General features: G+C 52.2%; 26 protein-coding genes and 1 riboswitch. Of the genes, 20 read left to right on the plus strand and 6 right to left on the minus strand.

Translation table 11 applies throughout. From position 1 onward, the window contains the following. The first annotated feature begins 43 nt into the window (after positions 1 to 43). Positions 44 to 1,438, plus strand: a complete 1,395-nt coding sequence (locus BBI15_RS01645) for a protoporphyrinogen oxidase (protein WP_068871655.1) — start codon at positions 44 to 46, stop codon at positions 1,436 to 1,438. A 66-nt stretch (positions 1,439 to 1,504) separates the two neighbouring features. Here the strand turns inward: BBI15_RS01645 and BBI15_RS01650 are convergent, their stop codons facing one another. Continuing rightward, the gene (locus BBI15_RS01650; protein ID WP_068871657.1) at positions 1,505 to 2,536 is read right to left on the minus strand and encodes a C40 family peptidase; all 1,032 of its coding nucleotides are present in this window, start codon (positions 2,534 to 2,536) and stop codon (positions 1,505 to 1,507) included. A gap of 299 nt (positions 2,537 to 2,835) precedes the next feature. On the opposite strand from BBI15_RS01650, the gene BBI15_RS01655 reads away from it, so the two are divergent. From BBI15_RS01655 to BBI15_RS01710, 14 genes are all read left to right on the plus strand, one after another. Continuing rightward, entirely contained in the window at positions 2,836 to 4,392 is a 1,557-nt protein-coding gene (locus BBI15_RS01655) for a fatty acid--CoA ligase (RefSeq protein ID WP_068871659.1), read from the plus strand. Positions 4,393 to 4,419: 27 nt separating this feature from the next. Then, positions 4,420 to 4,821: a hotdog fold thioesterase gene (locus tag BBI15_RS01660; RefSeq protein WP_208599440.1), complete on the plus strand. Its 402-nt coding sequence runs from the start codon at positions 4,420 to 4,422 to the stop codon at positions 4,819 to 4,821. 121 nt (positions 4,822 to 4,942) lie between these two features. Further along, complete coding sequence (locus BBI15_RS01665) at positions 4,943 to 5,497, plus strand: TetR/AcrR family transcriptional regulator (RefSeq protein WP_084632702.1); 555 nt, start codon at positions 4,943 to 4,945, stop codon at positions 5,495 to 5,497. Positions 5,498 to 5,668: 171 nt separating this feature from the next. Beyond that, a complete protein-coding gene (locus BBI15_RS16355) occupies positions 5,669 to 5,812 on the plus strand; it encodes a hypothetical protein (RefSeq protein WP_157101608.1) in 144 nt (47 codons plus the stop codon). Positions 5,813 to 5,925: 113 nt separating this feature from the next. Continuing rightward, the gene (locus BBI15_RS01670; RefSeq protein ID WP_068871663.1) at positions 5,926 to 6,867 is read left to right on the plus strand and encodes a hypothetical protein; all 942 of its coding nucleotides are present in this window, start codon (positions 5,926 to 5,928) and stop codon (positions 6,865 to 6,867) included. 123 nt (positions 6,868 to 6,990) lie between these two features. Further along, positions 6,991 to 8,655, plus strand: coding sequence for a formate--tetrahydrofolate ligase (locus BBI15_RS01675; protein ID WP_068871665.1), 1,665 nt, complete (start codon positions 6,991 to 6,993; stop codon positions 8,653 to 8,655). Continuing rightward, entirely contained in the window at positions 8,655 to 8,876 is a 222-nt protein-coding gene (locus tag BBI15_RS01680) for a hypothetical protein (RefSeq protein ID WP_068871667.1), read from the plus strand. Before BBI15_RS01675 ends, BBI15_RS01680 begins: the two co-directional genes overlap by 1 nt. Before the next feature lie 130 nt (positions 8,877 to 9,006). Next, the gene (locus BBI15_RS01685) at positions 9,007 to 10,299 is read left to right on the plus strand and encodes a DUF4139 domain-containing protein (protein WP_068871669.1); all 1,293 of its coding nucleotides are present in this window, start codon (positions 9,007 to 9,009) and stop codon (positions 10,297 to 10,299) included. Between the two features lie 18 nt (positions 10,300 to 10,317). Further along, positions 10,318 to 10,710: a TspO/MBR family protein gene (locus BBI15_RS01690; protein ID WP_250637410.1), complete on the plus strand. Its 393-nt coding sequence runs from the start codon at positions 10,318 to 10,320 to the stop codon at positions 10,708 to 10,710. Next, entirely contained in the window at positions 10,670 to 10,816 is a 147-nt protein-coding gene (locus BBI15_RS16730) for a tryptophan-rich sensory protein (RefSeq protein WP_250637411.1), read from the plus strand. The genes BBI15_RS01690 and BBI15_RS16730 overlap by 41 nt, the downstream gene beginning before the upstream one ends. 216 nt (positions 10,817 to 11,032) lie before the next feature. Beyond that, complete coding sequence (locus tag BBI15_RS01695; protein WP_068871671.1) at positions 11,033 to 12,004, plus strand: proline dehydrogenase family protein; 972 nt, start codon at positions 11,033 to 11,035, stop codon at positions 12,002 to 12,004. A gap of 61 nt (positions 12,005 to 12,065) precedes the next feature. Beyond that, positions 12,066 to 12,482: an acyl-CoA thioesterase gene (locus BBI15_RS01700; RefSeq protein WP_068871673.1), complete on the plus strand. Its 417-nt coding sequence runs from the start codon at positions 12,066 to 12,068 to the stop codon at positions 12,480 to 12,482. A 56-nt stretch (positions 12,483 to 12,538) separates the two neighbouring features. After that, positions 12,539 to 12,640, plus strand: a riboswitch (purine riboswitch). A gap of 141 nt (positions 12,641 to 12,781) precedes the next feature. Next, entirely contained in the window at positions 12,782 to 13,369 is a 588-nt protein-coding gene (locus BBI15_RS01705) for a xanthine phosphoribosyltransferase (RefSeq protein ID WP_068872660.1), read from the plus strand. After that, the gene (locus tag BBI15_RS01710) at positions 13,366 to 14,685 is read left to right on the plus strand and encodes a nucleobase:cation symporter-2 family protein (RefSeq protein ID WP_068871678.1); all 1,320 of its coding nucleotides are present in this window, start codon (positions 13,366 to 13,368) and stop codon (positions 14,683 to 14,685) included. The genes BBI15_RS01705 and BBI15_RS01710 overlap by 4 nt, the downstream gene beginning before the upstream one ends. 42 nt (positions 14,686 to 14,727) lie before the next feature. Here the strand turns inward: BBI15_RS01710 and BBI15_RS01715 are convergent, their stop codons facing one another. After that, positions 14,728 to 15,720, minus strand: a complete 993-nt coding sequence (locus BBI15_RS01715) for an alpha/beta hydrolase (protein ID WP_237150898.1) — start codon at positions 15,718 to 15,720, stop codon at positions 14,728 to 14,730. 203 nt (positions 15,721 to 15,923) lie between these two features. On the opposite strand from BBI15_RS01715, the gene BBI15_RS01720 reads away from it, so the two are divergent. Both BBI15_RS01720 and BBI15_RS01725 read left to right on the plus strand, forming a co-directional pair. Then, positions 15,924 to 16,661 (plus strand): hypothetical protein, encoded by a 738-nt coding sequence (locus BBI15_RS01720; protein ID WP_068871679.1) that lies wholly within the window; start codon positions 15,924 to 15,926, stop codon positions 16,659 to 16,661. 62 nt (positions 16,662 to 16,723) lie between these two features. After that, the gene (locus BBI15_RS01725) at positions 16,724 to 17,662 is read left to right on the plus strand and encodes a ring-cleaving dioxygenase (RefSeq protein ID WP_068871681.1); all 939 of its coding nucleotides are present in this window, start codon (positions 16,724 to 16,726) and stop codon (positions 17,660 to 17,662) included. Positions 17,663 to 17,982: 320 nt separating this feature from the next. Here the strand turns inward: BBI15_RS01725 and BBI15_RS01730 are convergent, their stop codons facing one another. Beyond that, a complete protein-coding gene (locus BBI15_RS01730; protein WP_068871682.1) occupies positions 17,983 to 18,894 on the minus strand; it encodes a proline dehydrogenase family protein in 912 nt (303 codons plus the stop codon). 383 nt (positions 18,895 to 19,277) lie between these two features. On the opposite strand from BBI15_RS01730, the gene BBI15_RS01735 reads away from it, so the two are divergent. Further along, the gene (locus BBI15_RS01735) at positions 19,278 to 20,693 is read left to right on the plus strand and encodes a hypothetical protein (protein ID WP_068871684.1); all 1,416 of its coding nucleotides are present in this window, start codon (positions 19,278 to 19,280) and stop codon (positions 20,691 to 20,693) included. Positions 20,694 to 20,801: 108 nt separating this feature from the next. Continuing rightward, the gene (locus tag BBI15_RS01740; protein WP_068871686.1) at positions 20,802 to 22,103 is read left to right on the plus strand and encodes an acetamidase/formamidase family protein; all 1,302 of its coding nucleotides are present in this window, start codon (positions 20,802 to 20,804) and stop codon (positions 22,101 to 22,103) included. Between the two features lie 48 nt (positions 22,104 to 22,151). Here the strand turns inward: BBI15_RS01740 and BBI15_RS01745 are convergent, their stop codons facing one another. After that, positions 22,152 to 22,655, minus strand: coding sequence for a shikimate kinase (locus BBI15_RS01745; protein ID WP_068872662.1), 504 nt, complete (start codon positions 22,653 to 22,655; stop codon positions 22,152 to 22,154). 215 nt (positions 22,656 to 22,870) lie between these two features. Between BBI15_RS01745 and BBI15_RS01750 the strand changes: the two genes are divergently transcribed. Continuing rightward, complete coding sequence (locus BBI15_RS01750; RefSeq protein WP_068871688.1) at positions 22,871 to 23,905, plus strand: lactonase family protein; 1,035 nt, start codon at positions 22,871 to 22,873, stop codon at positions 23,903 to 23,905. Between the two features lie 28 nt (positions 23,906 to 23,933). On the opposite strand, the gene BBI15_RS01755 is transcribed toward BBI15_RS01750, so the two are convergent. Next, positions 23,934 to 24,263, minus strand: a complete 330-nt coding sequence (locus tag BBI15_RS01755; protein ID WP_068871690.1) for a hypothetical protein — start codon at positions 24,261 to 24,263, stop codon at positions 23,934 to 23,936. Further along, complete coding sequence (locus BBI15_RS01760; protein ID WP_068871691.1) at positions 24,260 to 24,847, minus strand: SCO family protein; 588 nt, start codon at positions 24,845 to 24,847, stop codon at positions 24,260 to 24,262. The genes BBI15_RS01755 and BBI15_RS01760 overlap by 4 nt, the downstream gene beginning before the upstream one ends. Between the last annotated feature and the right edge of the window lie 45 nt (positions 24,848 to 24,892).

Genomic DNA, 24,892 nt, shown 5'->3' on the forward strand with positions numbered 1-24,892 from the left:
TTATAAACAGTAGAGAATGATATATAAGCAAGGAGTGATTCGGATGAAGAAAGCCGTGGTCATCGGCGGGGGGATTACAGGCCTTTCCGCCATGCATTATCTGGAGCGGATGAAGAAGCAGTACGGGCTCGAGCTGGAACTGGAGCTTATTGAACAAGAGGATGGGCTTGGGGGGAAGATCCGTACGGTGAAAAAAGAAGGGTTTGCGATGGAAGTCGGCGCGGATTCCATCGTCGCCCGTCATGCCAGCGTATTGCCGCTCGTCGAAGAGCTGGGGCTAGAAGAACAGATGGTCTACAACGGGACCGGCATTTCCTATCTGTATACGGATAATCAATTGCACGCGATCCCAAAAGATACCGTCTTCGGCATCCCGATGGACCGTGAAGCGCTGTTTAGTTCGACGCTTGTGTCGGAACAGGGGAAAGAGCGGGCGATGCAAGACTTCGAAACAGTGAACGACCGCTTTACGAAAGACAGTTCAATCGGGGAATTCCTGGAAGAGTTCCTCGGCAAGGAGTTGGTGGAACGCCAGATAGCGCCAGTCTTATCCGGCGTGTATTCAGGTTCGTTGCGTGAACTGACCTTGGCTTCCACCTTGCCGTATTTGATCGATTATAAAAATGACTATGGCAGCATCATCAAAGGCTTTGAAGCACACAAGGAAACGTTCCAAGGCGCGGCGAATAAAAAATTCATCTCGTTCAAGGCGGGGATGGCGGCTTTGATCGACGGCCTCGAAGAACAGCTGGAAACAGCGCTTGTCCGAAAAGGCGTCGCGACGAATTCCTTGGAAAAACAAGACGGGCGCTATAAGCTCGGCTTTGCGGATGGGACTTCAAGCGAGGCGGATTTTGTGGTGCTGGCGATCCCGCACCAGCAAGCCCAAGCATTGGTGAAGGATGACGCGCTTGATGAGGGGTTTGGCCAATTGATTAACTCGTCGCTGATCAGCGTGTATCTGGGATACGACTTGCCGGATGAACAGTTGCCGGCGGATGGCACCGGTTTTATCGTATCGGAAGGCAGCGACCTGGCGTGCAATGCCTGCACCTGGACGAGCCGCAAATGGCCGCACACCTCGCCACAGCAAAAACTGTTGGTGCGTTTGTTCTATAAGAGCACGAACCCGGTATTCGCTGAGCTGCACAACAGCCCCGATGAACAGATTGCGGCTATAGCGAAAGCGGATATCCAGAAAAGCCTGGGCATCGAACAACAGCCCGCTGTCGTTGAAATCACGCCATGGAACGGGCTCATGCCGAATTACCATATGGGCCATAAAACGGCGGTGCTGTCGCTTGAAGCGCGGTTGAAAAATGCTTATCCGGGCGTCTATCTAGCCGGCTCTTCCTATTACGGGGTCGGCATCGGCGCCTGTATCCAAAACGGCAAAGACCTGGCGCAGAAAATCGCACAAGCGATGGGCGCACGATAGAAAAATACTTTCATCAACATGCAAAAAAGCTCCGGAAAAAATTCCGGAGCTTTTTTGTATACGGTATTATCTCATGGCGTTGAGCCGTTTGTAGCTGTCGAAATGCTTGCCCCAATAGCTGTCGTTGAGGCTGGTGATTTGGACGCGGTCTCCGCCGGCATGGATGAAGCTATTGTTGCCGACATAGATGCCGACGTGGGAAATGCCCGGACGGTACGTGTTTTTGAAGAATACCAAATCTCCGGGTTGCGGAGAGGCGACCGTAAAGGAACTTGCGTAATAACCGATCGTGTTCGTGCGGGGAATCGTGATGCCTGCGCGGTTATAGACATAGTACAGGTAGCCGCTGCAGTCAAATCCGCTTGACGTCGTGCCGCCCCATGCGTAAGGCACTCCCAGTTGCGTACGCGCGATAGAGAGCACTTGCCCTGCTTTCGAAGACGCAGCCGGATTGGAAACTTGGACAGGCGAAGGGGCAGGAGCTGTGCCTCCCTGGATTTTCAGCACTTGGCCGACTCGGATATTGCTTGTGCTCAAATTATTCCAGCTCATCAATTGTGCAACGGACACTTTATGGCTTCTGGAAATCTTGCTGAGTGTGTCGCCTGAGACGACACGGTATGTAGTGGCGTTCACTTGCGCTGGCGGCGCGGCCGGGGCAGGCGATGCGACGGCTGTTGACGCCGTGCCGCTGACTTTCAGCTTCTGGCCGACACGGATGACGGGGCCGTTCAAATTGTTCAATTGCTGGATTTTTGCAACGGATGTAGCGTGTGCGTTGGCGATTTTATAAAGGGTATCGCCTGATTTGACCGTATAGACACTGGCCTTTTCAGCAGTGGCTGCAGCCGGGGCGGATGGCGCCGGAGTGCTTGCTGCGGATGGTGAAGTCAAACGCAATACTTGGTTCGGATAAATGGCATCTGTGCTCAAGCTGTTCCATGTTTTCAAATTGGCGACAGAAACCTTATTGCTTGAAGCGACTTTCCATAAAGTATCACCTGGCTGGATTGTGTACGAACTTGCTTCCGTATCTGCAGCCCCTATTGCCAAAGATAGAACCCCTGCCGTGATAGCCATGCCGATCAGCTTCTTCATGTTCATTCCCCTTTGTTTTCAGCGGCGCCACTCGCGCGCGCAATTTTCTTTAAGTGTATTCAGTTTCACGAATATAGGCAATAAGTTTTATATTACATTTATGTTACAAAAATCAAAAGTCTTAATTTAGAGTTTTATTTTGACTATAAAAATAATAATGGTAAAAATTTCTTCTGGTCTATTAGATGCGAATCAAAACCAATGAATTCCTGAAACAATTGTTGAAATATTTGTTCTAATCTGACATCATGAAAGTAGTTTATCGATGAATCATCATTCAGTAGAGGGAGGATAAAATAATGTATGCGACGCTCGCAAGTATTTTTGACCATACGGTTTCCTTGCACCCGGAACGTGAAGCGTTTGTCGATTTGAGAAGAAATAAGCGCTGGACGTACGCGCAATGGCGGGACGATGTGCACCGCTTGGCGAATGCGCTGACGGCAGCGGGTGTCACGAAAGGGGACCGCGTTTCCACTTATCTTTTCAACAATCAGGAGTTGGCCACTGCATTATTTGCCTGCGCCAAAATCGGCGCGATTTTCAACCCGATCAATTTCCGCCTGAAAGCGGAAGAACTGGCATTCATCATTGAAGATGCGAAACCGGAAGTGGTGCTGTTCGAGGAAGTGCTCGAAGGCGTCGTCCAGACGATTGCGCCCCAATTCCCGGCGGTCCAATTCTGGACGATCGATGACAAGACGCCATCGTTTGCAAAGAATTACCATGAACAGGTCGATGGGGCATCGAAGGAAGACCCGGGAGTCGAAGTGGATGAATCGGATACATACGCCATCATGTATACGAGCGGAACGACAGGGCGGCCAAAAGGCGTCATCCATCGCCACCGGAGCATGGCCGAACAAAGCATGATGTGCATCGCGATGCTCAAGACGACAAAGAATGACGTCGGCCTGGTCGCAGCGCCGATGTTCCATTGCGCTGAACTTCACTGCAATATCATCCCGCGCGTCCAGGCAGGGGCGTCGAGCATTATCATGCATCAATTCGACCCCTTCTTGGCGCTGGATACAATCGAAAAAGAACGAGTGACGGTGATGTTCGCGGTGCCAACGATGTGGAGCATGATTTCCGAAATCGACGGTGCGCAGCAAAAAGTGACGAGCCTGACGCGCGGGCTATACGGCGCAGCCCCGATGGCACCGGTGCTCGTGAAACGCGTCAAGGAGGTGCTCGGCATCGATTTGATCCAGGCTTACGGGCAGACGGAAATGGGCCCGGCGATCACGTTTTTATCGGAAGAAGACCAGTTGACGAAAGCCGGCTCCGCCGGGCAGCCGGCGTATAATCACGAAATCCGCGTCGTCCGGCCGAATGAAGACGGCCCGTCGGAACCGGAAGATGTGCTTGCGCCATTTGAAGTCGGGGAAATTATCGTGCGGGGGCCGAGCATGATGGCGGGGTATTTCCAGCGCGAGGACGCGACGGAAAAAGCGTTGTATAAGGGCTGGTACCATTCAAGTGATCTCGGTTATATGGATAAGCAAGGATATCTATACGTTGCCGACCGCGTCGATGACATGATCATCAGCGGCGGGGAGAATATCTACCCGCGCGAAGTGGAAGATGCGCTCCATGGCCATGACAAAGTACAGGACGTGGCAGTGCTTGGCGTGCCGGACGAGAAATGGGGCGAATCGGTACTGGCATTCGTCGTCTCGAAAGACCCGTCGCTGACAGAACAAGAGTTGGAAGAATACTGCGTGAATCACGAGAATTTGGCACGCTACAAGCGTCCGCGCTCGTACCGCTTTGTCGATGAGCTTCCGCGCAATGCCAGCGGGAAAATCCAGAAATTCCTGCTGCGTGAGCAATACAGAGAATTATCGTCTTAAACGGGCGATCGGAAAAGAGGGTCGGACATGGTGAAGATGAAGCCAGTGGAAGAGACGATCATGGGGGTGCTCGGCATCGAGCTGACAGAACAGTCCGCTGAACGGATTGTCGCGACGATGCCCGTACATGCAGCGACGCATCAGCCGTTCGGTTTATTGCACGGTGGGGCGTCGGTGGTGCTGGCGGAGACGGTGGCGAGTTTCGGGACATGGCATGCGATTGACCAGCAGAATGAAATCGCGGTCGGCCTGGAAATCAACGCCAACCATATCCGCGGGAAAAAAGACGGCATCGTGACAGCTATTGGCACGCCGCTCCATAAAGGGCGCACAACGATGATTTGGGATATTAAAATCATGGACGAAGAAGAGCGGCTCATCTGCGTGTCGCGCTGTACGGTGGCGATTATCCAAAAACCAACTGAATGATTGCGGAAGGCCGGACCTCGCGATGGGGCCCGGCCTTTTTGCCGGGTTCGGCCATGTTATAATGATCAGACAAGGAATCGGTGGTCCGGAAAGGCAGTGACAGATCTTGAAAAGGGAAATTATGCAACAAAGCATTGCGCTGTTTGTCGACAAAGGCTATAGTGCTACATCGATACAGGATATAGTAGATGCGCTTGGCGTGACGAAAGGTTCTTTCTACTATCATTACAAGAGCAAGGAAGCGTTGCTGATGGATATCCATCGGCAATACATCGACGAATTGCTCGTGAGGCAGCAATCGATCCTGCGGGGCGCGGAACCGGCAAAAGAAAAGCTGGCGGAGATCGTCCGTTTATTGATCGGTGATATAGAAAAGCAAGGGGCGATTGCGAACGTCTATTTCCGCGAACTCAGGCATTTGAAAGAAGAGAACGCGAAAGCGATCCGTGCGAAACGAGCGGAATTCCGCGAACAGATCGAATCGGTCCTCATAGCGGGCATCGAAAGCGGCGAATTCCGCAGGGAGTTGAACCCGAAGATGACCGCTTTCGCCGTCCTCGGCGTAACCAATTGGAGCTATCAATGGTTCCAGCCGGGAGGTGAGCTGTCCGCTGGTGAACTCGCTGGAATTTACACGGATTTCATCCTCCATGGCATCATGCCGCGACAAACTTGAAAACCGTTATCCGTTCAACGGGATAACGGTTTTTCAGCGGGGTGACTGCGTTTGCTTTCTTTATGGCTAACTTCAGCATACGCCGGGGGAATCATTTTTCAACAAGCAGATTTCCTGTTTGAGCTTATGGAGAACGGGAATACGAGGGATAAGACATAAGGAGGGATCTACATGGCAAGAGACAAGAACAAAGAAAGACTGGAAGAAGAACGCCGCGAACAGGAGTTGCGTGAAGAACAACAGGCTTTTCAGGACAGTGCCAGAAACCTCGACGAACAGAACCGGATGAACGATACGGAAAACCAGCAGAAATAGAAAGCATGGCCAAGCCAGCCCGCGCACCGCACATCCGGTGGGCGGGCTTTTTTCACTATGTGTGCAGGCGTGGTAGTATGGTACATAATACTTTTTAGGAAAGAGTGGTTTTCATGTTTGATACCCTAGAACAATTGATGGAAGAAAAAGGATTAAACAGCAAGCGTTCGGTCGCCTGGAAAAAAATCAGCGAAGAAGAACGGTTATCGGAGAAGTTCCTGGCTGACAACGCGCGCAATATCCACTGGCAGCTAGTTTCCAGGCATCAACCGCTGTCTGAAGAGTTCATCCGCCAATACAGCGGCTTTCTTTACTGGGATGAAATCATCCGCCACCAGCATTTATCGGAACTTTTTTTGGAAGAGTTTTCGGATGCTGAAAAATGGCAACCTCAAGAAAGCCAGTTATCCGCAAAGCAATTAAAAGCGTTGGAAGTGCATGGAAAGCCATTTGATGAGCGGGAATATTGGGCGCTTGTCTCCGCAAAGCGCTTATCGCCGATGTTCATAGAGAAACACCAGGACCGGCTCGATTGGCAAGTGCTCAGCGAACAGCAGCACTTGCCGATGAGCTTGATCGGCCGACATGCGGATAAAGTCGATTGGCTCGCCGTGACACGCAGTCAAAAGTTGACGGAGCGGTTTATCGAGAAACACAAAGGCCAAGTGGAATGGGAGACGCTGTCGTTCCACCAGGAATTGTCGGAGCGGTTCATCAACCGGCACAGCGACAAGATGGCGGCAATCTCCGCAGAACAGCCACGCTCTGAAGCCTTCCTTTATATGCATCTCGATAAGATGGATCCGGATACAATTGTTGCTTGCCAGGAAATTGGCGAAGCTGCGGAATTCGAATCCTTTAAAGTATTCAGCATCTCCCGCAACAGCCGGAAAAAATACATTGTGGAATTCCATCATTATGACGAGCCGGACTCCCCGCGTTTCCTGAAACTCGATGACGAAGGATTTTACGATTTGCTGGAAGAGTACGATTTACTGGACCAAATCGAAGCGGATTTCCCGGAACTTCAGTTCATCGAAGAGATGCGCTTCTGACACGACGCACCCCATTTCGGGTGCGTTTTTTCAGTTTCCGGTCAATTTACGGGACGCTGGCGGGCTTGTGTTTTCCGGCATCCCGTTTATAATGGGAAGAAAAATTGAAAGTTGGGACTATGCATGGCGATGACCGATTTGACGATTGCTAAAGAAGCGGCTATCCGGCCGATCCAGGAAATTGCACAGCAAGCCGGGATCCCGGAAGACGCTTTGGAATTATACGGAAAACACAAAGCGAAAATCGATGTGAACCAATTGCCGGAAGCTACGAAGGACGGAAAAGTCGTACTTGTGACGGCGATCAGCCCGACCCCTGCAGGCGAAGGGAAGTCGACGGTGACCGTCGGTTTGGCGGATGCATTGAAACAAAGCGGCGAGTCGGTCATGGTGGCGCTTCGCGAACCTTCTCTCGGGCCGGTCATGGGCGTCAAAGGCGGCGCAACAGGCGGCGGCTTTGCGCAAGTGTTGCCGATGGAAGACATCAACCTCCATTTCACGGGCGACATCCATGCCATCACGACGGCAAACAATGCACTCGCCGCCTTGATCGATAACCATTTGCACCAGGGCAATGCACTTCGCATCGACCCGCGGCGCATCACCTGGAAACGCGCATTGGATATGAACGACCGGGCGCTGCGCCACGTGACGATCGGCCTTGGAGGCCCTGCGCAAGGCGTGCCGCGTGAAGACGGCTTCGATATCACGGTCGCATCGGAAATCATGGCGGTGCTGTGCCTTGCCACGTCTCGCGAAGACTTGAAAGAACGCCTCGCGCGCATGGTCATCGGCTATACGTATGACCGTGAGCCGGTGACGGTAAGGGATCTGGAAGCACAAGGCGCTTTGGCGCTTCTTTTAAAAGAAGCATTCAAGCCGAATTTGGTGCAGACGATCGAAGGGACGCCAGCGATCATTCACGGCGGCCCGTTCGCGAACATCGCCCATGGCTGCAACTCCCTGATGGCGACGAACACTGCGAGAAGATTGGCAGATATCGTGGTCACGGAGGCGGGATTCGGGGCGGACCTTGGCGCCGAGAAATTCATGCACATCAAATCGCGCAAAGGCGGCTTCCATCCGGATGCAGTCGTCATCGTCGCGACGGTGCGTGCGCTGAAAATGCACGGTGGTGTCGATAAAAAAGAGCTCGGCGCAGAAGACGCGGACGCGGTGCGCCGCGGCATCGTCAATTTGGCGAAGCACGTGGAAACGATCCGGGAGTTTGGCATCGAGCCGATCGTAGCGCTCAACCGTTTCACGGGCGATAGCGATGCGGAATTATCGCACGTGATGGACTGGGCGGAAGCGGAAGAAGTCGCGATTGCCCTGACGGAAGTGTGGGGCAAAGGCGGCGCTGGCGGCCTCGAACTGGCAAAGCTCGTCAAACGCCAACTCGGCAACGGTGCTGATTTTGGCTATTTGTATGGAGAAGAGGACGCAGTCGAAGAAAAACTGCGGACAATCGTACAGAAAGTCTACGGCGGTACGGATGTCCAGTTGACGGATAAAGCGCAGAAACAATTGGCCGAACTGAAGAAATACGGCTGGGACGCGCTGCCGATCTGCATGGCGAAAACGCAATATTCCTTGTCTGACCAGCCGAAACTGCTCGGGCGCCCGGAAGGCTTCACGGTGACGATCCGCGAATTGATCCCGAAACTCGGTGCAGGCTTCATTGTCTGCCTGACCGGGGATATCATGACCATGCCAGGCTTGCCGAAATCCCCTGCTGCGCTCAATATGGACGTGGCGGAAGACGGCCAAGCGCTCGGGTTGTTCTGATGAAAACAGGCGTGCAAATCGTGGATTATGTCGAACAGGGGCGATCCCTCTACATTCAACTGAAAGTGGTCGATGCAGAAACCGGGACGACAGTTGAAGGAGAGGTCCGTTTTCTTGGGGAACTGCTTTACGGGGAATTGGTCCACGAAAAGAAGTCGCCACTGACAGACACGGCGCGCATCGAAACCATTGCATATTTGAAAGCCCACTTCGGAAGGTGATTTCCGGAGTGGTTTTTTGGTCTTTGTTGACTGAATATTCAATTATTTATGGTTGTTTCCTTGCTGGATGTGCTAAGGTGGAAGAAATGGATTGCCTGGATGAATAATCGATTCAAAAGGAGCGGTGGCCATGAAAATGCAGTCTACGCGAAGCCAGCAGAACTATTTATCGGTGGCGGCGTATAACGGGGGATTTGCGCTTGTGCGGGAGGTGCGTTATTTGAAGTCGGACGGCCCAGTAGAAGAAGTGCAATTCCTGGACGTCGCTGAACGGGTGGAGACAGATTCGGTCATTGTCAAAGGACTCGATGTCCTGGAGCAGAATTATGATTATGATCTCGTCGGCAAAGGAAAATTATTGGAACGCTACATCAACCGCCACGTCCATGTGCGCAACAACGAAACCGGGGAAGAACTGGAAATGCGCCTGCTCAGTGTGTCGGGATGCATCATCGGCGAACGGGCCGATACGAAAGAAATCGTCATCGACCCGGCCGGTGAATTGATTCTTCCATCCTTGCCCGAAGGTTTATTGCTGAAGCCGGCACTGGTGTGGAAAATAGCGCCGGCAGCGGTGGATCAGGAAATCACCGTGTCGTATTTGACGAAAAGCCTGGAATGGCATGCCCATTACACCTTGGAGATTCAAGGCGATGGGTTTCAATTTGATGGCTGGGTGAAAATCCTGAACCATAGCGGCGCGCATTACGAAAAGGCAGAGCTTGTTTTGGTGGCCGGGGATGTCCACCGGGAACAGGAAATGAATAATGGCGATTCACCGATTTTGTATTCGCGCATGCAAGAGTCCTTGATTACAGCGGAAACATTGCCGGACCGTCTTGTCTACCGGATCAACCGGCCGGTCACCGTCATGAACGAACAGCTTAAGCAATTATCGCTATTCTCGGCACATGGCGCACAATTCAAACGGGCTTATCAAGTGAGTCCGGGCGATATACATGCAGATATCCAGCTCGAATTTCCCAACACAAGCGAAAACGGGCTCGGCATGCCGCTTCCGGAAGGTGTGGTGAAAGTATACGAATCCGGGGATTCAGGAGAAGTGTTTTTCACTGGCGAAGATCAGATCGAACACACAGCGCCTGGGAAAAACCTGCGCGTCCATATCGGGAAAGCGACGGACATCACAAGCGACAGCCATGAAAAATTGCGTGAAAAGCATGGCGTCCATGAATACATCACTTATGTGTACAAGCTTGGGAATGAAAAGACGGAAAGCATCCGTTTGCTGGTCGAACACGTGATTTTTGAGCCCGTCTGGGAAATGGAGTCGTCCAGCCATGATTATGAACGGAAAAGCAATTCGAAAGTGGAATTCGTCGTCCGGATCCAGCCCAAGACGACCGTGGAATTGGAGTTCACGTACAAAGCCGATAACCGGCGGGAAGGGCAAAATTATTAACAAAAGGAGGACAATGCCATGGAAGTTGCATCAGTCAATGGCCGCATTCATGGAAAGAACCTCGCGGCAAGCATACTCGTTCCGGTTGTCGGCGGGGCGCTTGTCGGAGCGCTTGCGAATAGAGGCACCCGCGAGCAATACGAAAGGCTAACGAACCCTTCATTTGCGCCGCCGGGCTGGGTGTTCCCGGTCGTTTGGACGGCGCTCTACAAAATGATGGGTGTCGCCAAATACCGCGCGCAAGAAGCGGCCAAACCGCTCGGGCGGGAGCGGCAAGTGCTGGCGCCGTATGAGCTACAGCTCGGCTTGAATTTCCTATGGTCGTTCTTGTTCTTTAAATGGGGGCTGCGGGGGGACGGCGCTCGTCGAAATGGCGGCGCTTCTCGGTACAGTGATTTGGGCGGCGTATGAATTCTATCGAGTGGATCAGCTGGCTGGCAGTTTGCTGGTGCCGTATATCGCATGGGTGGCGTTCGCGCTCGGCTTGAATTATTCATTCTGGCAATTGAATAAATGAACGCCCGTTATGCCGGAATCCTAAGGGGTTCTGGCATTTTTGTCCATTTTTTGACCTTGCTTTAAAAAAGTATTGCAAACACTGCAAACTGTTAAAAAATTATGATGCATAGCGGCAAAAAAACGACTACAATGAAGGAAGTTGACAACGTTCGGGGCATGGCCTTTTTGGGACTGTTGGAATCAACGCAGTTGAATGGTATCAGGAGGGAAATCAATGTTAAAAGATGTGTTTATCGGCTTGTCTCAAAACCGTCTCCTTACGGCTGCGGCCAAAAAGTACGGATTGAAATTGGGGGCCCAAACCGTAGTGGCGGGGACCAATATCGAAGAGACCATTAAAAGTATCCGCAGTTTAAATGCGCAAGGAATCAGCGCAACGGTCGACAACCTGGGTGAATTCGTGTTCGAAAGGGAAGCGGCGCTCGAAGCGAAAAAGAACATTATGGACATGATCGAAGCGATCCATAAGAACGGTGTCGATGCCCATATTTCCTTGAAGCCGACCCAGCTCGGCTTGGATATCGATTATGATTTCTGCCTGGAAAACTTGAGGGACATTGTCGCGCTTGCCCATAAGTATGACATGCATATCAACATCGACATGGAAGATTACGGGCATGTCCAGCCGTCATACGATCTTTTGAATACGCTTACGAAAGACTACGATAATGTCGGAACCGTCATCCAGGCGTATTTCTTCCGTGCCATGGACGATTTGCAGGAACACAAAGACTTCCGCCTGCGCATCGTCAAAGGCGCTTATAAAGAGCCGGCGGATGTGGCTTACCAGACACGTGAAGAAATCGACGAAAACTTCATCAAACTGATCGAGTACCATTTGCTGAACGGAAAGTTCACGTCGATCGCGACACACGACCATCACATCATCAATCATGTCGAGGCGTTCATCAAAGAACATGATATTTCATACGATAAATTCGAATTCCAGATGCTTTACGGGTTCCGCAAAGAATTGCAGCGCGAGCTCGCGAATAAAGGCTATAATTTCTGCACATACGTGCCATTCGGCGATGACTGGTACGCGTATTTCATGCGCCGCCTGGCAGAGCGCCCGCAAAACCTGAACCTGGTATTCAAGCAAGTGTTCACGAAAAAGAACAATATCGCCATCGGGGCGCTAGCCGGAGCATTCGTGCTCGGCCGCGCCACGAAAAAGCGCAAGTAAATAAAGGCGTCTCTTCAAGAGGCGCTTTTTTCAATTCCTGAAACTTGGAGGAGGTGGAGGCATGTACAAAACGACTCTCACGCCGCGCGTATCCGAGACCGATGCGGTTGGGCATATCAACAACACAACTTTGCCGGTATGGTTCGAAGCGGGCCGCAATCCGCTCTTTGAATTATTCACGCCGGACCATGATTTCGCCAAGTGGAAAATGGTCATCGTCAAAACGACCCTTGAATTCACCGGGCAAGTATATTTCGGAAAAGACGCCGAAGTCCATACCTGGGTCGAACGCATCGGCAACAGCAGCCTAGAACTCTACGAGGAGCTGTATCAGGAAGGCCGCCTATGCGCCAAAAACCGTGCAGTCTACGTCAACTTCAATCTGGCACAGCAAAAGAGCGAGCCGATTCCGGACGAAATCCGTGCGGAGTTGAACAGGCATTTGCGTGTGGCCGGTGATGGCGACGAGAGATTCTGAATAGTTTTTTAATTAATGCGGCTCTTGAAAGGCCATTTGGACATGCTATAATAAGTCCATTCAAAAGAATATTCACTCATATAATAGCGGGGATATGGCCCGCAAGTTTCTACCGGTCCGCCGTAAACGGACTGACTATGGGAAGCAATGGAACGAAAAGAACCCGCCTATTTTTAGAGCGGCTTCCTTTTGCGTTTCCTTTCGGGAAAGCCCGGAGGATCTTGCTCCACTCATGGTTATGAATGGATGCGCGTCCTCCGGGCTTTTTTGCGGGGGATGCGGGAAAAGGAGCGAAAAACATGAAGCAGTTGGAAGAGAAAATCAAAGCGGACGGGCAGGTTTTGTCCGAAGCCGTGCTGAAAGTCGATTCATTTTTAAACCATCAGATCGACCCCGCCTTGATGCAGGCCATCGGGGAAGAGTTCGCTGAACGTTTCAAGGGAGCGGGAATCACAAAGATTTTGACGATCGAATCATCGGGCATTGCCCCTGCAGTCATGGCCGGGCTTACCCTTGGCGTGCCGGTCGTCTTCGCCAGAAAGCGCAAATCGCTCACTTTGACAGAAGGCTTGTATACAGCGGCTGTCCATTCGTTCACAAAAAACGAGACGAACGAAATTTCGGTCTCCCGTGATTTTCTCGGGAACGATGACGTCGTGATGATCCTGGACGATTTCCTCGCGAACGGGCAGGCCGCGCTCGGATTGCTCGATATTGTCGAGCAGGCCGGGGCGGAATGCGCAGGCATTGGCATCGTCATCGAGAAAGGCTTCCAGCCAGGCGGGAAATTGCTGCGCGATAAAGGCATCCGCGTGGAGACCTTGGCGAACATCAGATGGATGGAGCCAGGACATGTCGAGTTTTACGGGGAGGTGCCGAACCGATGAAAAAAGCATTCGGAGAAGCGGCGCTCGGCCTTCAGCACGTACTGGCGATGTATGCCGGGGCGATTCTCGTTCCCTTGATCGTCGGGGCTGCGCTTGGCTTGAATTCTGAACAATTGACGTATCTCGTATCGATCGATATTTTACTGTGCGGTGTTGCTACATTGCTGCAAGTCTTCAATTCACGCTTTTTCGGCATCGGTTTGCCGGTGGTCCTTGGCTGTACGTTCACGGCAGTCGGGCCGATGATTGCCATTGGCGGCGAATACGGAATCTCCGCCATTTACGGCTCCATTCTGGTTTCGGGTTTGTTTGTCATCTTGGTCTCGGGGTTTTTCGGAAGCCTCGTGCGCTTTTTTCCGCCAGTCGTCACCGGATCAGTGGTCACCATCATCGGGATTACGCTCATCCCTGTTGCCATCAACAATATGGGCGGCGGCCAGGGTGCTGCGGATTTCGGTTCGCTGTCCAATATCGCCTTGGCTTTCGGGACATTGGCCTTTATCATTTTCCTCTATAAATTCTCGCGCGGCTTTATGCGCGCCGTTTCGATTTTGGCCGGTTTGATCGTGGGAACGGTCGTAGCCGGATTCATGGGCAAGGTCGATTTCACGCCAATTGCCGAAGCTTCGTATTTCCACATGGTGGAGCCGTTCTACTTCGGGATGCCGACATTCGAATGGTCCGCGATCCTTACGATGATCCTCGTGGCGCTCGTGTCACTCGTCGAATCGACAGGCGTTTATTTCGCGCTCAGTGACATCACGAAAAAGGAAATCAAAGAGAAAGACCTGGCGAAAGGCTACCGCTCGGAGGGCTTGGCAATTTTCCTCGGCGGGATTTTCAACGCCTTCCCGTATACGGCTTACTCGCAAAACGTCGGCTTGATCCAAATGTCGGGCGTGAAATCGCGCAAGATCATCTTCATCGCGGCAATCATGTTGATCGTTCTTGGGTTCGTTCCGAAAATCGGCGCCATGACAACGATCATCCCGACACCGGTCCTTGGCGGCGCGATGATTGCGATGTTCGGCATGGTCATCGCACAAGGCATTAAAATGCTCAGCGGCGTCATCATGCAATCGCAGGAAAACTCCATGATCGTCGCTTGTTCCGTCGGCATCGGGCTCGGCGTGACAGTCGTCCCTGAATTGTTCGCGCTATTGCCTGCAGGCGTCCAGATCTTGACAAGCAACGGCATCGTTGCCGGAAGCTTGACAGCGATCGGCTTGAATATTGTTTTCCATATGCTGCCGTCCCGCAAGCGGAAACGCGAAGCGCAGGCCGTGCAATCCAATCAAGCAGTCACACCCCATTAATGAATAGAAGAAAGCTGTCCTTCGCCAAAGCGGGGACAGCTTTTATTTTTGCGCCTGGCTTTTCTCAAGCAGGAAATCCAAGGTCTTCTGGAGGGTTTCCTGGCCGTCATTCGTATCCAGTGCATATTGATATTCATGTTTCAGGTTCTTATCGGTACCGCGGAAGAAGACATCGGTGACATCGACGCCTTTGATGCGCAGGCTATCGGCCAGCGCGACCGATTGGGGTTCCAGCGGGTCGGCATCGCCCGCCGATATGAAGACGTCCGGATAAGCTGGCGTCACGTGCTGGATGGTCGACATCTCATGGATGTTGCCGAAAGCCTCGAAACGTTCAGCGCCCGTGTAGGCGTTCAAAAAGAAATCGATATTCGGGAATCCGGACTCGCGGACAGTTTCCATGTCGTACAACCCGCAGAACAGCAATGCCCCGCGCATTTGTTGGGAAGAAACGGCTGGCGCCAGATTCATCGTCTCGGCAAGGGAAGGATTTGTCTGCAAGGCCGCGACTTGGCTGGCAATCTGCGCCCCGGCTGAATCCCCGCCGACAAAGATCCGTCCCATATCGCCTCCGTACTGGGCTGCGGAGTTGCCCAGGAACTTCAAGGCTTCGTTCGCCTGGATGACAGGGCCGGGATACAATTGGCCCGGCGCCAGTGCATAGTCGATGTTGGCGACGAGATAGCCGGCGTTCGCCAGGGTCATCCCATAATCCTGCCGGCTGTCTTTGGAGCCGCCGATAAACCCGCCGCCATGGATCCACAAAATGACAGGCAAGGGGCCAGTAGCATCCTTTGGATAATAGAAATCCATGAAGGCGTTATCGGATTCATGATAGCGGATGTCTTTTACGACCTCGACATGGGAAGCGACTTCAGCAAAGTTCGGAGGGGGGCTATAGATCGCTGACCCGATAATCGGCGCAGCGGGTTGTTCTTCTGTCAAATGGCTGGCCAGCACGAATCCTGCAGAAGCCAGGAACACCACTGCAACAAGTGCGAGTATTTTCTTGGAAATGGGGCGTTTGCGTTTCATGGTTTCCATCCTCTGCGCGGCAAATACACCGAAATTTCAAACGGGCTTATTGCCATCCTATCACGTGACCATGTGCCGCTCAAAAGATTAACTGTCACGAAAATGAAACGGAACTGTAAGGTGCCGGAGGTTCGCATTCCGTAGGAGCGGGTATTTAAAGGAGAGGCCAATGGGCCATTTTCAGGAAATGGAGGAGGGGTTTCATGTTCGGACTGAGCGATTTGATAGCGCTGGTCATATCTGCATTCATCATTTTACCGGTCGTTGTCTTTATCCGGGAAGCGGGTTATTTAATCGTCAGCTTTTTACTCGGCGCAAAGAATCCGCGGCTGACAATCGGTTCAGGCCCCCGAGTCTTCAAGATCGGCATGTTTGACGTGAGGAAATATTATCACTTATATAGTTGGTTTGCCTATGATGATTTGAAAAGGCAAAGCAAATTCGCATATATAATGCTTTATGCCGGCCCGATCTTGGCGAACGTAATCGTCGCATTCGTGATCAACGCACTGGTCGCCAACGGGGTATTGGACCAATACGAGACTTTCTGGAACCGTTTCGTCTTCTACGGTTTCTATTTTGTGCTGTTTGACGCTGTCCCGATGAAAACGGCGAACGGCATGCCGAACAACGGCATGATCATCTATGAGATGCTGCGTTACGGGAAACGCACGGATTACAATGACGAGCCGTTCTTGCCTTCGACGACAGAAGTGGAAGAGCAATACGAAGAGGAAATGGAGAAAGTGGAAGAAATGAAGGGAAACCAGAAGGACATTGTCGAAGGTGACGAAGATTATTCTGCAGAACAGCAGGAAAAAGAGCGCCGCGAGAAAGAAGATATCGAAGAAAGCAAAGAGCAGGATATCGAAGATTTGAAAGAAGCCGAGAAACTGGCCAAAAAACAGCATAGGGAACGGAAGGACCAGATGCCGGATTGAACTTGAAAGCGTGAACCTCCGATTGATATGATAGTCAAGACGGAAAAAAGGAGAGAATACACATGGGTGAGAGAACACAAGGCATTCATCATATTACAGCGATAGTCGGCGAAGCACAGGAAAATACTGATTTTTACGCCGGGGTGCTCGGCATGCGCCTCGTCAAGAAAACGGTGAACTTCGACGATCCCGGTACCTACCATTTGTATTTCGGGAACGAGGAGGGGGCACCCGGCACCATCATGACTTTTTTCCCTTGGGGCAAGGCGTATCAAGGGAAAGTGGGGGATGGGCAAGTCGGAGTTACGGCTTTCGCTGTTCCCGAAGGCGCCTTTGCCTTTTGGCGCAAGCGCCTGGAGGCCCATAATGTTTCGGTTGAAGAGCAAACGCGCTTTGGCGAATCGTATTTGCGTTTTCAAGACCCGCACGGCCTTCAGCTGGAATTGGTCGAACGCGCATCAGGCGAAGCAAGCGGATGGACAGGGGATGGCATTACAAGGGACACTGCCATCAAAGGATTTGCCGGCGCTGTGTTGTTTACGGCCAATGCCGCCAAAACCGCGGAGCTATTAGAGGAAGTGATCGGCTTCGCCCGCACAGAAGAGGACGGCGATTATGTCCGCTTTGTGGCGGACGGCACACTCGGAAACATATTGGATATCAAGCAGACGCGTGTCGGTACCGGACAGATGGGTGTCGGGACGGTCCACCATATCGCATTCCGGGCAGATGATGACGTCGATCAACTGGAATGGAAAAACCGCATCGAAGCCTATGGGCTGGGCGTTACGCCAGTCCAGGACCGCAATTACTTCCGGTCGATTTATTTCCGTGAATACGGCGACCTGCTGTTTGAAATTGCGACCGACCCGCCAGGCTTCACGATTGATGAAAGCCCGGACGCACTCGGGGAGCAGCTGAAATTGCCGAAGCAGTACGAGCAGTACCGGAAACGTTTACTGGCGGAGTTGCCGCCAGTGTATGCGCGACCGCTTGAATAGCACATAAAAAAGCAGCCCGGTTCTTATTCCGGGCTGCTTTTCCAGGCTGTCGAGAAAGGTGAGAAATTGTATTTTCCGAAGCTTATCGCTCGCTTTCCGTGGGCTCGCGCCCAAGCCTCCTCAGTCGCTTTGCGCCTTGCGGGGTCTCGGTCGTCTCGCTGATCCACAGGAGTCGAGCAAACGCTTCTCCAAATACTTAGAAATATCATTGTATTTTTGAATGTAAAAAAACGATCCCATTCTTATTCGTAATGGATCAATAGACTTCTTCAACACTCTGAAAAAGCAGCCCGGTTCTTATTCCGGGCTGCTTTTCGGTTTCAAGAGGATTTGGAGAGTGCGCCTTTTAAGACCAGCTGGATGTTCTGTGGCCTTTCGGCAAGCCGCCTCATGAAATAACCGTACCAGTCTTTGCCAAACGGCACATAAGACGTCACCTGGTATTCTTTGGACAGCTCTTTCAGTAAATCGGTGCGGAAGCCGTAGAGCATTTGAAACTCAAAACGGTCTTTTGGGATGCCCTGCTCTTTTACATAATCGATGGTGGCGTTGATTATATGATGGTCATGCGTGGCAATCGACGTGAATACCGGCTGGTCGAGCCGCAATTTGATAAGCTTCATGAAATTGGCGTCGACTTCTTCAGCGGATTGGTATGCCACTTGCTCACTTTCCTGATAAGCCCCTTTCACCAGGCGCAGCCTGACGTTGCGGAGGGCATCCAAGTCTTTTTCCGAACGGAATAAATAAGCCTGGATGACGGTTCCGACGCTGTCGAATTCCTTTTTTAAAGTATGCAATATATCGAGAGTGGGTTGGAGATGCTCATAATTTTCCATGTCCAGGTTGATATAGATGCCACGCCGCTCCGCTTCAGCCGCAATTTCGCGAATGTTTTCCAAGCAGAATTGGCTGTCGATATCGAGACCGATCTGGGTCAATTTGACGGATAGATGGGCATCGACCCCAGCTTCCGTGATCGCTTCAGCCGTCTGGATGATTTCTTCTTTTGCCTGTACGGCTTCATCACGGCTGGTAACGAATTCACCGAGCCGGTCGATGGTGGCTGAAATGCCGTCTTCGTTCAATGTACGGACCGACGCCATCATGTTCGGAATATCGGTTCCGGCCACGACTTTTGCGGCACCAAGCTGAAAGCCCCATTTCTTTGCTCCGCTGTTCAATAACCGGTTATTGGATAATGCGATAAAAAAACTCCTTGTGATTCCCATTACTAGCCCTCCAGTAGAATAAAATATCGATGGCGATCCGCTCTTCTAAATAGCGCATCTAAGCGTGAATCAACCCAGCAGTACCAGCGGAAGCTGGAAGCCTGCAACGGGGGGCGTTCTCCGTGTGGCTAGAGCATATCATACAAATGACTGAAAATAAAAATAATTATTGAAATAATTTTATTGCTGAATTGTTCTTATTGTCTACCTTCCACTTATTGGGTTTCCGTAAACAAATTATTCAAAAAAGTTTTTCTAGAAAATGAAAATCATGTATTTTCACCGAAAAGAAAGCCTTCATAGAACTAGTTGAAAGCCAAAACGTGTAAAATAGTCGATATGTGTTTAAGGCTATTTGCCAACAACGGAAGGAGGGCTTACAGATGAAGGCATTAGCCAAAAAAGGATTTACTTTCTCCGTCCTTATTTATGCCGTTCTTCATTTCATCCATTATTTTCACGCCAATCCATCGATGGAGGCGCTGCTTCCGGTTGCCGGGTTTTTCAGCCTGGCGTTTGCTTTCGGCGTCTTGCCGCTCCGCAAGCTGCAGCTGCAGACCTTTCTGGCCATTACAGCAATCGGCGTGCTAGCGGCGACGAGCCAGGATTTCTGGCAGGATCTCGCAATGGCGCTCGTACAGATGAAGAGCCTGATTGCCTTATTGTTGATCGTTCCGATGATCAGCTGGGTACTCAGGGAAGAGCCTTATATAGATGAAATCATGAGCTTCGGGAATAAATGGCTGAACAAAAGCCAGACTTTTTACGCCGGGCTGATGGGGATGACGCAAATCATCTCCCACTTCCTGCTGTTCGGGGTCGTGCCAATGATGTACAGGTTCATCGATTCATTCCTTAAAGAGCATAAAGACGAAGCATGGGAAAATTACAAAGGGACGGCGATCCTTCGCGGTTTTGCCTTGTCGACGATGTGGGTCATCAGCATCCCGAGCTTCATCTTCGCTGTCGGCGCGATGGATGCGGTTTTGTGGAAGTCGATGCTGCTCGGGCTCGGCGCAGCGATCGCAGGGACGGCCCTGTCAGTGGCGTTTGCGACGAAGGATGAGAAACGCTACGGCAATGATTTCTCGGCCGTGCTGACGAACGAGATCGACAAAGCGGTAGCGAATTCCCGGAATGCGGGCAGCTGGAATAAAGACGTCGCCGAATTCGCTTTCCTGTTCATCTCGCTGTTCGGCACGATTTTCATCCTCCATGAATGGACAGGCGTGGATTTTCTTATCGTCATCCCGCTGGTCATTCTCGTCTGGACTTTGCTCTATTTCCTGCTCAAGAGACGGGCAGGAAACTATGCACGGGAAGCAGCTGTCTATTACAGGGAAGGTGTATCGAAACAAGCCCAGCAGTTCAGCATCCTGCTGTCGGCAGGCTTGCTCATCTATGCGCTCAATCAATCGGCTGTCGGCGATTATGTCATCAGCGGGATGAATTACTTGACCGGCCATGTGCCGTTCTTGAATTTATTGTTCCTGATCCCGTTCATCGTCATCTTCCTGGGCTTTATCGGTCTCGGGCCGCTGCCGGTCATCGTCCTGGTGACGGGCGTATTGGAATCCGCAGTGCTGCCGTTCCCGCCTGAATTGATTGTCCTGGCGGTGACATCGGGAAGCGTCATCTCCATCATCCTGTCGCCGTTCGTCATGCCGGTGATCATCTTGAGCAGCGTCAACGGCTTGAGCGGCATCCGCAACGGCTTGCGCTTCAACTTGAAGTTCGCCATTGCGTTCTATCTCATGATCCAAGCATTCGTCCAGACCTTATTGTATTTCTGGAATTGAAAAAACGCCCGAAGAGCCAAGTGGTTCTTCGGGCGTTTTTGGGTCGTCATTGAAAACGGAGTCCTTTTGTCATATAATTTAGAAAATATAGAAAAGGGAGGCTGTTCAATGCCGGATAATGCTGTCGATACCCTATTGGTCAACCGTTATGTCAATGGAGTGCTTGACCCAGATAAGGAAATGCTCGGTCCCGTGAAAGACGGGGGCCATATTATTGCACACACGGCCCCGGGGTGCTGGGGACCGATGATCACGCCATGTATCCGGGGCGGCCACGAAGTGACACAGCCAGTCTATGTCGAGGGCGCGGAACCGGGGGATGCCATCGTCATCCGCATCAAATCGGTGGAAGTGACCTCGCTTGCGACTGCATCCGGAAACGACAAGCCGATTGAAGGGCGTTTCTTGGGCGATCCGTTCGTCGCCGTGAAATGTCCGGGCTGCGGCACCTTGTATCCTGAAACGGTCATCCAAGGGGTCGGCAGCGGCGCGATCCGCTGCGCCAATTGCGGAGAAGACGTCAGCCCGTTCGAATTCACGCATGGCTATACGATGGCCTTCAGCGACAAGGGCGATGTGGGGATTACGGTGACGGAACAAGCGGCAGAAACCATCGCAAAAGACGGCAAGGAGTATATGAAGACACCGGAGCATTCCGTGCAAAACCCCGTGGTCACATTCGCGCCGCATGATTTGGTCGGCACCATCGCACGCATGCGCCCGTTTCTCGGGCAGCTTGGCACGACGCCGTCCCGCCCGACGCCCGATTCACATAATGCAGGGGATTTCGGCTCGTTTCTCGTCGGGGCGCCGCATGAATACACGAGCACACAGGAAGAGCTCGAAACGCACCGGACAGATGGCCATATGGACATCAGCCGTGTACGTGCCGGCGCGGTGCTCGTATGCCCGGTCAAAGTGAAGGGCGGCGGCGTCTATTTGGGGGATATGCACGCCATGCAAGGCGACGGTGAAATTGCCGGGCACACGTCCGATGTCTCGGGCATCAGCCACCTCCAAGTGCATGTATTGAAAGGCCTCGGGAACGCCGGGCCGATCCTGTTCCCGAACGTCGAGGATCTGCCTCATACCGCCAAGCCGTTCACCGAAGCTGAAAAAGCATCCGCCCAAAAGCTGGCCGAGCGTTTCGGCGTCGATACGCTGGAAGAATCATTGCCGGTCTCATTCGTTGGGTCCGGCCCGACTTTGAACGATGCAACGGAAAACGGCATGCAGCGGGCCGCGGATTTGTTCGGCGTCACGGTGCCGGAAATCATGAACCGCGCCACGGTCACCGGGTCTATTGAGATCGGCCGCCATCCGGGCGTAGTCACCGTGACGTTTTTGGCGCCGGAAAGCTATTTGAAAAAAGCGGGCTTATTCGACCTTGCGAAAGCGCAGTATGGATAATAGGAAACCCGCCGTTCAAGTGCTGAATGGCGGGTTTTTGTGCATCTATTAAGTTTGTGGCGCGTGGATGTCCCAGGACAATTTCAATGATTCGGCCAGGTAATCGGCGGCTTCGATCGCTTCGTAGCGGTCGACTTGGAACTTGGAGTGGTTGGCTGAGTAAATCGATTGGCGCTCACGGAAGAGCTGTTCCATCTCTTCGAGCGATTTCCCTTTGAGTAAAGGACGCGTTTCCGTCAGGACGTGGATGCGTTCTTTCCAGGAATCCCAGGATATATCGAAAAACAGGACCGTGCAGTTGGACAGGCAATGATTCCGGTTTTCTTCCTGGAGAAAAGCGCCGCCGCCGACAGAGATGACCAGCAGGGGCTGGCTGCTATAGGATTTGATCAATTCCTGCTCTTTCTGGCGGAACGCTTTCTCGCCATGGGTTTTGAAGATTACCGGAATCGGCAAGCCGAACGCTTTTTCGATTTCCTCATCGATATCGACAAAATCGCGGTAAAGCCGGCGTGCCAATAATTTGCCGACGGTTGTTTTGCCGGCTCCCATGAAACCGGTACAGACGATGCTTTTTTCGCGGACGGACAACGGAAATTTCAACGCAACCACTCTCTTTCTATGGATTGAATAACACTTCACTTCCTCACTTTACCGCACTGCATCGGTGAATTGGAAGGGGGAAGTGAAAAATATAGAGAAATTTTACCCGGCAGCTTAATGGCTTATGGATAAGGAATAGAGCAAAGAAAAAAAGGAGGGGTCGGATGAGCAGTACATACATATTAAGCGGGTCCTATGCGGCTGCTGATCAAGCGGGCATCACGCTCTGGGCGCTGGATCTTGCGACAGGGAAGTTGGCGAAACAAGCAGAGGTTTCGGGAGTGGAACGCCCTTCATTCCTGGCGGTCCATCCAAACGGCACCAGTTTTGTAGCTGTCAGTGAAACAGGCGACGGGGAAGTGGCCGCCTATTGGCTAAACCCCCAGAAAGGCCTGATCCAGGAACTGAACCGCCAAAAAACGGGCGGCGGACATCCCGCCCATATCACGATCGATGAAGATGGCCAGTGGGCGATTTCTGTCACGTATTCCGGTGCGCATGTCACGGTCCATTCGCTCTCTGCGGATGGATCCATCGGCGAGATGGCCGACTCCAAACGCCATAAGGGAAGCGGGGCGGACCCGGAACGGCAAGACGCGGCCCATCCGCATTCGGCCTTTCAATTGCCCGGGACCAATCGCTTTTTCGTTTCCGATCTCGGCATGGATGCGCTTGTCCGTTACCGTCTCGACCTCCATGCAGGCACGCTTGAACAGGAAGCCGTCACCAAGACGGCACCGGGTGCAGGGCCAAGGCATCTTGCGTTTCATCCGTTCGAAGCTTTCGCTTACGGGGTGAATGAACTCGATTCGACCGTGTCCGTTTACGCGATACACGACAAGGGATTGAAAGAGGTGCAAAAGGTCTCAACCTTGCCGGAACATTTCACGGGCACCAATACGCCCGCTGAAATTGCCGTATCGCGGGACGGCCGCTTTGTCTATGCGTCAAACCGCGGCCATGACAGCATCGCGGTGTTCCGTGTCAAGAAGGGTTTATTGGAACCGGTCGGGCATGCGGATGCCGGGGGAGCGGGCCCACGCCATTTTACATTGGTCCCTGGAAGTCCATGGATCGTCATCGCACATGAAGAATCGGGGACGATCGCCGTCAAACGCATCGGGGGCGACGGAATGCCAGGCGAGACTGCGGACGTGGCCGAGACGGTCGCTCCCGTCTGCGTACGCTTGCTGAAATAGCAAAAGACAGAGCCGAAGCCCTGCCTGGTCACCAATCGGTTTGTGTTTTTTCCATCAGTCCGAGTTCTTTCAACAGCCGGACGGCCGGGCTGTCATTATTGCTTTCGAACGCCTTTTCCGTGCATTCGGAATGCGGCGGGTAATTCAATTCCCGTGCATGGCCGAGCGTCGATTCTTCCAGGAAATTCGTCGGGTCGGATTCTTCGAAGCAGGACGGGGCGATAAATGTGCGATGGGTATGTTCAAGGACGATCCGGCTTTGCGCGGAAGGCTCATTTTCCTGTGGCATGAAGAACCAAACTGCCGCTGCAGCAATGAGCAAGAATCCGGCAGTGATGATTAGCGGTTTACGCTTCATCCTTCCGCCTCCTCGACGAGGATTTCCGCATCGCGCACGATATCTTCCACCGGCGGATTCAGGCCATCGTAATCTTTCATGATGACGCCTTCGTGGTTGATCAAATAAAACGAAGTGCCGTGGATGACTTGGTCGTCATCTTGTGGCTTCTGGGCAATCGCCTTGAAGTTCTCGAGCGCAAAATCGGCAATCTCTTCCTGAGAATAGCCCGTCAGCAAATGCCAGCTGGTCAAATCGGCATCATAGCTTTCCGCATATGATTTCAAGGTTTCCGGCGTATCGACGGTCGGGTCTACGCTGAATGAGACGATCTCCACATCCAGCCCTTGCGCCTGAAGTTCTTCCTGGACGCCTTTCATATTCGCCATCATCGGCAGGCAGACGGTCGTGCAATTGGTGAAGACGAAATCAGCCAGCCAGACTTTTCCTTCAAGGTCGCTGGATCCGAAATCTTCATTATTATGGTCAGTGAATGTGAATTCTTCCGTTTCCCAATTCAATGGGTCGTCAATGCCTTGGCCGCAGGCAGCCAAAAACAGGGTGCCAATCAGCAAGAAGCTCAATAAATAAGTTTGGGCTCGCAAAAATTTCGCGTCCTTTCTATGTTGAAACTGGTCTTTCTTTAGCCT

Origin of the sequence: Planococcus plakortidis (genome assembly GCF_001687605.2) — a bacterium.
Classification (GTDB): Bacteria; Bacillota; Bacilli; order Bacillales_A; family Planococcaceae; genus Planococcus; species Planococcus plakortidis.